The sequence below is a fragment of the Paenirhodobacter sp. CAU 1674 genome (assembly GCF_029222945.1).
Classification (GTDB): Bacteria; Pseudomonadota; Alphaproteobacteria; order Rhodobacterales; family Rhodobacteraceae; genus Rhodobacter.
The window spans coordinates 1-9,881 of sequence record NZ_JARHUH010000023.1 but is presented as its reverse complement, the minus strand read 5'-3'; the positions used below and the strand labels follow the sequence as shown (position 1 = coordinate 9,881).

Below are 9,881 nucleotides of genomic sequence, written 5' to 3'. Positions count from 1 at the left end.
CTGATCCGTCCAGATCCAGCAGTCTGCGCGACCGCAGGTGCCGCTTGCGGCAGAAAATCCTTGTCTAGCGATCGGATACAGGCGATCTTCACCTCAAACGACACGCCACCTGGGGAATGCAGGCTAAAACGCCTGACCTGCGGCCGCGAAGCGTCGGCGATCAGCCTCTACGACCTGTGCTTTCTGGCTGGGGAGACATGGCAGGAGCAGGCTGAGCGAGTTTTAGACTCGACGCAAGCCAGCTAATATGCTGATTGACAGGGGTGCTATCTTTGCAATTCTGCAGCTAGAAAATTTAGGAAGAACAAAGTGAAACGTGCTTCAATTTTTGCAACTACACTGGCATTTTTAGCCACCCCGGCATCTGCTCAGAATTGCCAAGTAATCGGCAACCAAACGTTCTGCGACAACGGCATCAATGCGCAGCAAATCGGTAACAACACCTTTTACTCGAACGGCGTTACCGATACCCATATCGGAAACAATACCTTTGGCTCAGATGGGTTCAACTCTCAGCGGGTAGGTAATAGCACCTTCTATAACGATGGCACATCATCGCAGACTATTGGCAATTCGACCTTCTTTAGCGATGGCTCGAGCTGTCAAACGATCGGCAATCAGGTCTTTTGCAATTAAACCGGCGTTTCGCCGACCCTCAATGAAAACTCGCCTGAAAGGACGTCGCGGTCAGCGAGACATGCGCGTCCAGCGGCGGGTGCAGCTCGAAGGCCTTTGGCTCGCGCGCAAAGTTCCAGAGCCGGAACAGAGACCATTCCGAGCGCCGCTCCTCGGCCACGGCCAGCTCGTTGCGGCTGATGTGGAAAGGGGTGCGTTCCCAGCCATTCGTCGTCTTCACCTCAATCAGGCGCGGACGGCCGTCCGGCGCGAAGCTCGCGATGTCGTAGCCAGCGCCGTCACCGTCCTCCTCCGACACCCACCGGACCTTGCGCGCAAGATCGTCACGGCCCGCTGATTTGAGGGCTGCACGTTCGTGCGCCAAAACGCGCTCCTCACCGGCACGGCCGAGGGCTCGGTTTCGTTCGTCTCTCGCCGCGACATCGAATTTGCGGGCGATGTGCAGCATCTGCTCCAGTTCCTGCGGCGGCGGCTGGTTCGACAGCGTCGGCGGCGGCCCGATCCAGATCGGCCGCGCCTCCGCCAGGCCGGTCGTCACTCTGGTACCTGAATGGCGGCCGAGCCATGCCGGGTTCAGCGCCAGCCAACGCGCCACGGCATCCACCAGCGTCATCTGGAAATTGAAGGCGGGCTTGTAGCCCGGGATCCAGTCCTCACCCAGCCCCTTCAGCACGGCGCTGATGTTCTGGTGCTTGAACTCGACCGATCCCTCGGACCGATCATTCAACAGGGGCAGAAGCCCGCGCCGATGCTCGGCCTTGTTGTAGGGGCGACCAGAGGCGTCGCCGGCCAGCATCGCGAAGTAATCCGCGACGATCAGGTCGTTCTCTTCATCTGTCCAGGCCGCGTTTGACATCGCGCCAGGCTAAAGGCGGAAACTGCGTTTGTCATCAGCGACTTCGCGCAAGTCTCCCAAGACATACCAACCACCACGCCGCCCGTGTCGTGTCTCCGTCTGCTTTGAAACAAGCCGGAACCAGCGAAACAGGGGCGCAACGCGATCCCGCCAGTTCCTTGAAATCCATGGATGTTTTGAACCCGTCTCGCCGAGAGCGCAGGGCGGGTGGAAAGAGACGGTGGGCGTTCGGAGACCGATCTCGCGCAGTTGGCCAGTCTCCGAAGGGCGGATGGTCCCTGCAAACCCCTTTGGGACATAAAGAAAAAGGCCCCGCGAGGGACCTGTTTTCGGGTTTGCAATGTGCAAGTGGCGGAGGAGGTGCGCTTACAACTGGACCGTCTCCCGTGACCCCTGAGGGGGCTCCGGCAATCTGCAGGGCGTAACGGAGTTCTAGGGAACATTTCGCAATTCGACGCCGGTTTACTGGGCAATTCGATGCTGCGCCCACTGTCCGAAGGGCGCCGCCGGCAACGCGCAGCGCCCCCAACACACTGACTTGAATAGGTTTTCTTTCTACGCATTCGTCGTCGTGCGACCATGGTGGTCGTTCGAAAGGAAACGGAAATGCGAGAAATGTGCCTCAGTCAAATCGAGCTGGCTGCCCGATGGAGAATTAGCCCAAGGACACTTGAGCGGTGGCGGTGGATCGGCGATGGGCCGCGCTTCATGAAGCTAGGCGGGCGGGTGATCTATCGTGTCGAAGATGTGCTTGCGTTCGAACAGCAAGAGCTGCGTGATTTGGAGGAGATCAAGGCTGGGCGCTGAAACCGGCGCGGGCATCGTCAGCAAAACCCTGCGCGGCAACTAGTTCTGACCTGCGCAGGGAAGTTGCGTGTGCTGAATAGCCTGCAGTTCGCCACCACGCACCATTCCGCCCCTCCGGCCCAAGCCATAACCTCCATCCACATCTGCAGATAGAACCGCGTTCGAAAACAATCACTTTACGCGCAATTTCGATTGCCCGCTTTCCTCCCCTCAGTTAGCGTCATCGAGAGCACAGAAAATGGGCCCGCATAGTTTGCGGGTCCACCGATCTGGCCCGGAGGTGATTTTGGAGAGCGACCGGTCGGAACTTCGTTGGGGTGTCGAGCAGCGCCTCGAGTTCATAGAGTTCCGCCTGTTCTGGGAGGGGCATGTGAACCGCAGCGATCTTATGGATCAGTTCGGGGTATCGGTGAACCAGGCGTCCACCGACCTGAATCGGTACATCGGCTTCGCCCCCGACAACATGCTCTACGACAAGAGTGCGCGAACCTATGTACGAGGGTCCGAGTTCAAGCCGCAGTTCCTCGAGCCTGACGCGAGCCGCTACCTTGCACAGCTGCGATCAGTCGCTGACGGGCTCCTCGACCGCGAGGACGCCTGGATCGCCAACCTCCCGCCCTACGCGGCCGCCCCTACGCCGGTTCGTGGGGTCAATCCGGCGACGCTTCGTTCGGTCGTTGGCGCCATCCGCCGGTCCGAGGCGATCGAGGTAAAGTACCAGTCCCTGTCCAGCCCCGAGCCGCGCTGGCGCTGGATCGCCCCCCATGCCATCGCATTTGACGGTTTCCGGTGGCACACTCGGGCGTTCTGCCAAACCGACGATTGCTTCAAGGACTTCCTGTTGTCGCGGATGCTCGAGATCCGAGGCTCGGGCGAAAACGACAAATCGGCTGGCGACGATCACGACTGGCTTTCCGAGGTCACGCTGGAAGTCGGGCCCCACCCCGACCTCTCGGAAACACAAGCGAAGGTTATCGCGCTCGACTATGGCATGCGAGGCGGCAAGGCGAAAATCAAGGTGAGACGTGCGCTCCTCTACTATGCGCTCAAACGCCTCGGTCTAGATACCGCCCCCGAAGCGCGCACGCCCCAAGACCAGCAAATCGTGCTGATCAATCGCGACGAAATTTTCAGCGGCATTCGAGCAGCTGGCGCTCCGGAGGGTTCGAAATGAAGCCTTCTTCGGTCATCGCGTCCAGTTGTCAGAAGCCTGCAAGTTCATTTGAGGAGAGCCAGATTGGGTAAACAAGCGGCATTCAAGACCAACCCGGTCAGCTTGGAGGAGCTTCTCCGTCAGTGTGGGAACGGCAAGATTCAGTTGCCGGATTTCCAGCGCAGTTGGGTTTGGGACGAGGAACGGATCAAGGGGCTGATCGCCTCGATCTCGCAGGCGTTCCCGGTCGGCGCCTTGATGACGCTAGAGGTGAAGCCTGGTGCGGCTGATACCTTCGCACGCCGACCAATCCAGGGGGCGGATGCCGCAGTTGGCGACGACGCACCGGATCAGCTCTTGCTGGATGGCCAGCAGCGCATGACCTCGCTTTATCAGACCTGCTTGCGCCGCGAGGTGGTGCAAACGGTCACGCCTCGCCTCAAGCTCGTGAAGCGCTGGTTTTACATCGACATTCGAAAAGCCATGAATCCGGCCGAGGACCGCGAAAACGCCATTGTCTCTGTACCCGAGGATCGGCGGATCAAGTCGGACTTCGACCGGAAGATCGACCTCGATCTCTCCACGCCGGAACTCGAATACCAAAATCTCATGTTCCCGCTGAACCAGGTTTTTGACTGGGACGAATGGCAAGATGGCTTCAACGAATACTGGCTGGAAAACGACCCGGAGACACGCAAGCTCTTCAAGCCGTTTAAGGATGAGGTCCTGCAGAACTTCAAGGCCTACCAGCTGCCCGTAATTGCATTGAGCCCCGACACCTCCCACGAGGCCGTCTGTCTGGTCTTTGAGAAGGTGAATACCGGCGGCAAGCCGCTCGACGCATTCGAGCTTGTGACAGCGATGTATGCAGCCCGCGGCCATCGCCTGCGGGACGACTGGCTCGGCGCCGACGGCCAGCCGGGGCTCCAGACGAGACTTCAGCTTTTTGGGCGGGCAGCCGAACAGAAGTTCGGCGTGCTGGAAAAAGTCGCGGCAACAGATGTGCTCCAGGCCATCGCCCTCCTGCATGGGGTCGAGACCCGCGCGGCCGAAATCGCCGCCGGGCGTAAGGAGTCGGAGCTGTCCGCAGTCCGGGCCACGCGTCAGTCGCTCCTAGACCTGCCGCTGGAGGCGTACCTGAAACACCGTGCTGCGGTCGAAGAAGGGTTCAAGACTGCGGCGAAGTTCCTCCGGCAGAACCACATCTACCGGGTCATCGATCTGCCCTATCAGGGCCAGCTTGTCCCCTTTGCCGCGATCCTCGCCATCATCGGGCCGAGGTTCGACCACGCTGCGGTGAAGGACCAGCTTGCCCGCTGGTTCTGGTGCGGCATTTTTGGCGAGCTGTATGGCTCGGCCATCGAGTCCCGATTTGCCAAGGACGTGCTCGAAGTGCCCGCGTGGCTTGACGGTGGACCCGAGCCCAGCACGATCACCGATGGCCGCTTCCGCCCGGAGCGACTGCGCACCCTGCGCACCCGCCTGTCGGCTGCCTACAAGGGCATCCATGCCCTTCTGATGGCCGAAGGCGCGAGAGATTTACGCTCCGGCCAGCACTTCAAGGACACCGTGTTCTTTGACGAATACGTCGATATCCACCACATCTTCCCGCAGGACTGGTGCAAGAAGCAGAAGATCGAGCCGAAGGTCTTTGACACCGTCGTCAACAAGACGCCGCTCAGCTACAAGACCAACCGCATTCTTGGCGGCGTAGCTCCATCGGTCTACCTGGAACGACTGGAAACAGGCGGAAAGGACAACCCGCCGATCGCCCGCGAAGCGCTTGACGATTATCTGGCGTCCCACGGGCTGGATCCCTCCTTGCTGAGGGCGGATGACTTCGAGGGATTCATGGCGGATCGGGAGACGCGGCTCCTTGCCATGATTTCAAAGGCGACCGGGCATGCGATCGTCAGGGCAGATTCCGTGCCGGAGGAAGGCGAGGACGTTCTCCAGGACGACGAAGGCTTTGACGTGCCGACCCCGGACGCCGAGGAGGCCGCCTGAATGAAAGCGTTTGAGTTCGACCATCAATTGATCCGTGCTTACGAGCACTTTTCGCGTTCATTCAGCGCAATTCGGGCGCCCGACCTGAAATCCGAGATCGATGCCCAGTACGACGCCGGAAAATTCTGGCCGGATGCCCTCTTGTCTCTGAACCCACGCTTTATGGCGGGGCCGACGGTCGATGAACTCGTCGCCACGGGTGATCTCGACGACGGCACGGGCAAGGTTTTCCGCTTTGGCACTACGCCTCTTCGCTTTCACCGGCACCAAGCCGAGGCGATCGCAAAGGCGAAGCAAGGGAAGAGTTACGTCGTCACAACCGGTACGGGTTCGGGGAAATCCCTGTGCTTCTTCGTGCCGGTTGTCGACTCGATCATCCGCGCGCGGCGCGCAGGAAAGCCGCGTCGCACGACGGCAATCATCGTTTACCCCATGAACGCACTGGCAAATAGCCAGATGAAGGAGATCGACAAGTTCATCGCCGGTTCCGGTTTGCCCGATGAGCTCAAGCCGGTGGTCAAACGTTACACCGGTCAGGAAAGCCGTGAAGAGCGGGAGCGCATCGCTGCCAATCCGCCCGACATTCTCCTGACGAACTACATGATGGCAGAATTGCTTCTGACGCGTCAGGACGACCTGGACTCGAAAGTTGTCTCGAACGCGTCCGGTCTCGAGTTCATCATTCTCGACGAACTCCATACCTATCGCGGGCGCCAAGGTGCCGATGTCGCGGTCCTCGTGCGACGCCTGCGAGACAGGTGTTCGCCTGAGAAGGAGCCAATCTGCATCGGGACCTCGGCAACGATGGCCTCCGAGGGATCGGACGAGAGCCGCGCGCTTGCTGTCGCGAAGGTAGCGTCTCGTCTGTTTGGCACCGACATTGGCCCGGACGCGGTCATCGACGAGTCCTTGCAGCGCGCGACCGATGACGCCCTGAAGACCGAGCACGTCCTTGGCGCTTTGAAGACGGCCCTGACTCAGCCTTTGCCGGACGCACTCGATGACGAAACCCTGAAGCGCCATCCACTCTCGGTGTGGGCCGAACTCGAACTCGGATTGGACGATGGGCTTGAGCTTCGCAGGAAGAAGCCTATCCCTTTCGAAGAAGCCGTTGAAAAGCTTTCTCTGGCCAGTGCGGTCGATGCCGAAACCTGCCGAGACTATCTCGAAAAATTCCTGACCCGGGTAAGCCTGCCGGAGCATGAGCGCGGCGGCACGAAGGACGGAGCCTTTCTCGCCTTCAAACTCCACCGGTTCATCTCCGGTGCCGGTGAGGTCTTTGCGACGCTCACAGCCAGGCCGCGTAGGATCCTTCTTGAAGGGCAGCTCGAGGACCCCGAAGCACCCGGAAACCGCCTCTACCCCACGCGGTTCTGCCGAAATTGTGGCCAAGAATACCATGTCGTGACCAAGGTCGACGATGATGGGAGCTTGCGCTTTCTGCCCCGAAGCATCGACGACACGCCGCTCGACACTGAAGAAGACGAGGTCGCGGGGTATCTCTGTCCGGTTACGCCGGGCGATACTGACTTCCAGTTCACTGGCGAGCTTGAGGGTTACCCCGAAAGCTGGCGAGAAGAGAAAAACGGCATTGAACGGCTGAGAGGGTATCGCAAGAAGCGTATGCCGGTGTCCTACGTCGTCGGTGCTGATGGTCGCCACGGAGCGGGCGGAAACGATTTCTGGTTCATCCCGGGAAAGTTCGCGTTCTGCCTGTGCTGCCATGACGAACCGACGCAGGGGATGCGAGAGCGCAGCAAGCTGGCCGGGCTCTCCGGCGAAGGGCGAAGCTCGGCAACAACCTTGCTGGTCGCCAGCGCCCTGGAGTGGATGAACAAACCCGGGAGCGGCGTACCCGAGACGAAGCGGAAGCTTTTGGGGTTCACGGATAACCGTCAGGACGCAGCCCTGCAGTCTGGCCATTTTAATGACTTCCTCTTCGTAAGCCTGTTGCGCGGAGCCATCCTTCGCGCGGTCATTGCTGCTGGCTCAGGTGGGCTCGCAGAAGACGAATTCGGCCTGCAGGTGGTGAAGGCGCTCGGCTTTACTGCCGCCAACAAAGAGGCGCGCCAGCATTGGCTGCTGGATTCGAATGCTGGTGCAATCATTCGTGAAGATGCCCAGCGGTCGCTCGCAAAGGTACTCGCCCATCGTGTCTGGACGGACCTGCGTCGCGGTTGGCGCTTCACCAACCCCAGCTTGTCTGTCCTGAACCTGATCGACGTGAATTTCCTCGGCCTCGAGGAAATCTCTGAAGATCGCGAGCGCTTCATGGCCATCCATCCAGCGCTGGGAGACCTCAGCCTCGAACAGCGGCAGGCAATTCTAAAGGCGATTTTGTCCGCGATGCTTGAGGGCCTGGCTGTTCAGACTGAAGCCTTGGACCTGACTGTCCTCGACGGCGTGGCCCAGAAATCCCGAATGCTGCTTCAGGCACCTTGGGCCATTGACCAAAAGGAAAATCCGCGAGCGCGGTCCTCGCTTGTCCTGCGCGCGGGCAGCAAGAACGTCGTCACGCTGCGTGAAGAACAAACGCTTCTTCGGGCAGGTCCCAATTCGCGGATCGCACGGCTCGTGAACCGGAAGTCGGTTCTCGGCATGAAGCTGAACAAGGATGAGTACTACGAGTTCATGGAAGGGATGCTTGTCTTCCTGAGCGACGAAGGGCTGCTGGTGCCTGTTGAACTCGATAGCGATGTGACGGGCTGGCGCCTGTCACCATCTGCGGTTCGGCTTGTGCCTGGACCGGCTCTCGATGATGAAACCCACCGCGGCAACCGATATTTCCACGACCTTTACACCGCGATTGCCAGTGACCTTGGCGACGGGCGCAGTTCCTACTGGGGGCTGGAGGGACGCGAGCACACGGCTCAGGTTTCGCAAAAGCAGCGAGAGTGGCGTGAGTGGCGGTTCCGTTTCGAGCAGGATGACATGGAGCACCTCGCCAGCTCGGAATACCGCACGGAAATCCGGGCTACGGGCGAGTCAGACCGGTTCCTTCCCGCGCTGTTCTGCTCTCCGACCATGGAACTCGGCGTTGATATTTCCGCCTTGAACGCCGTCTACCTGCGCAACGTACCTCCTACGCCGGCGAACTACGCGCAGCGTGCTGGTCGTGCCGGTCGCTCAGGCCAAGCCGCGGTTGTCGTGACATACTGCGCCTCGGGGTCACCGCATGATCAGTATTTCTTCGAACGGCGCAACGATATGGTGGCCGGTGTCGTGCGGCCGCCAGCGCTCGACATAACCAATGAAGAGCTGGTCCGATCGCACCTGCATGCGGTGTGGCTGGCGGAAGCGAAACTGGCGCTTTCTCCCGACATCCCGGAGATTCTGGACCTTCACGGGGATAAATTCCCGCTGAAGGAGGACGTTCTGGCAGTCATCTCGAAACCCGCTCTGGTCTCGCAGGCACGGGGACCGATGGCGCGTGTCTTGAAGCAGATTCTGGCGTCCGACGGAGGGCAAACCCCGATCTGGATGGATGATCCAGACGAGTTCGTTCTTCACACGGCCATGAATGCCCCAAAGGAGTTTGACCGCGCCTTCGACCGTTGGCGGGAGCTTTATAGCTCTGCCAGGACGCAATTGGCCGAGGCCAACAAGCGTTCGGAGATTACGGGGCTTTCGGGAGCCGACCGGCGCAAGATCAAGGCCGCGCAAATGCAGGCCCAGGATCAGATCGCCATCCTCGAACAAGGCAAAGCCTCGAATGGCTCCGATTTCTATTCGTATCGGTATCTGGCAACTGAGGGCTTCCTGCCCGGGTACAACTTCCCGCGCCTGCCGCTCTACGCGTTTGTTCCTGGCGAAGGTAAGACGGGGTCATTCCTGTCCAGAGCCCGCTTCCTTGCCATTTCCGAATTCGGTCCGCGCAGTCTGATCTATCATGAGGGCCGCGCCTACCGGGTTATGAAAGCCAAATTGCCGCCCGAGGTGCGTCAGGGCGACGGATCGGAATTGGCGACCAAGGATATCTACATCTGCTCCAACTGTGGCGCATCACACGAGGGCGAGGTCGAGCGCTGCCATGGGTGCAACAACCACATGGCGGGTGAAGTCCCCATCAAGAAGACTCTGCGCATCGACAACGTCGAGGCGGCCCCGACTGAGCGCATCACGGCCAACGATGAAGAGCGCGTTCGGCAGGGCTTTGACATCCAGACCGTCTTCTCTTGGCCGAAGAAGGATGGGCAGGTCCAAGTGACCAACGCCAAATTCGTCTGTGGCGAGACTTCCCTCTTGGCTTTGCAATACGCCAACAGCGCGGAGATCAGCCGACTGAACAAGGGCTTGAAGTGTGAACGGCGGAGCAATACTCGGCCACGGTAGCGGCGCCGTTGTGGTGTCGCGGGCGGCGTAAAAGTCGTCCACTTTTGCCCTTTCCGAGAGGGGAGGGTTGGGGGATTTACACCGTGGATT

Annotated in this window: 6 protein-coding genes and 1 pseudogene; 6 read left to right on the top strand and 1 reads right to left on the bottom strand. The window is 60.1% G+C overall.

Annotated features, from left to right (window positions below; genetic code table 11):
- A pseudogene (locus P2G62_RS17575) lies at positions 1-246 on the top strand (hypothetical protein); the annotation flags it as partial.
- 63 nt (positions 247-309) lie between these two features.
- Entirely contained in the window at positions 310-636 is a 327-nt protein-coding gene (locus tag P2G62_RS17570; protein ID WP_275736185.1) for a hypothetical protein, read from the top strand.
- Between the two features lie 19 nt (positions 637-655).
- On the opposite strand, the gene P2G62_RS17565 is transcribed toward P2G62_RS17570, so the two are convergent.
- On the bottom strand, positions 656-1,492 hold the full coding sequence (locus P2G62_RS17565) for a DUF3883 domain-containing protein (protein ID WP_275736184.1): 837 nt from the start codon (positions 1,490-1,492) through the stop codon (positions 656-658).
- A gap of 579 nt (positions 1,493-2,071) precedes the next feature.
- On the opposite strand from P2G62_RS17565, the gene P2G62_RS17810 reads away from it, so the two are divergent.
- The 4 genes from P2G62_RS17810 to P2G62_RS17550 all read left to right on the top strand — a co-directional run bounded on the left by P2G62_RS17810 (position 2,072) and on the right by P2G62_RS17550 (position 9,791).
- Positions 2,072-2,299, top strand: a complete 228-nt coding sequence (locus P2G62_RS17810; RefSeq protein WP_244936038.1) for a helix-turn-helix domain-containing protein — start codon at positions 2,072-2,074, stop codon at positions 2,297-2,299.
- A gap of 286 nt (positions 2,300-2,585) precedes the next feature.
- On the top strand, positions 2,586-3,473 hold the full coding sequence (locus tag P2G62_RS17560; RefSeq protein WP_275736183.1) for a WYL domain-containing protein: 888 nt from the start codon (positions 2,586-2,588) through the stop codon (positions 3,471-3,473).
- Positions 3,474-3,536: 63 nt separating this feature from the next.
- Positions 3,537-5,459, top strand: a complete 1,923-nt coding sequence (locus tag P2G62_RS17555; RefSeq protein ID WP_275736182.1) for a DUF262 domain-containing protein — start codon at positions 3,537-3,539, stop codon at positions 5,457-5,459.
- Positions 5,460-9,791, top strand: coding sequence for a DEAD/DEAH box helicase (locus P2G62_RS17550; protein ID WP_275736181.1), 4,332 nt, complete (start codon positions 5,460-5,462; stop codon positions 9,789-9,791). It abuts the gene before it with no gap.
- Positions 9,792-9,881 lie beyond the last annotated feature (90 nt).

Excerpts from the sequence above, each read along its gene's own strand:
- P2G62_RS17565 (WP_275736184.1), bottom strand. The coding sequence starts at position 1,492 with ATGTCAAACGCGGCCTGGACAGATGAAGAGAACGACCTGATCGTCGCG.
- P2G62_RS17810 (WP_244936038.1), top strand. The coding sequence starts at position 2,072 with ATGGTGGTCGTTCGAAAGGAAACGGAAATGCGAGAAATGTGCCTCAGT.
- P2G62_RS17550 (WP_275736181.1), top strand. The coding sequence starts at position 5,460 with ATGAAAGCGTTTGAGTTCGACCATCAATTGATCCGTGCTTACGAGCAC.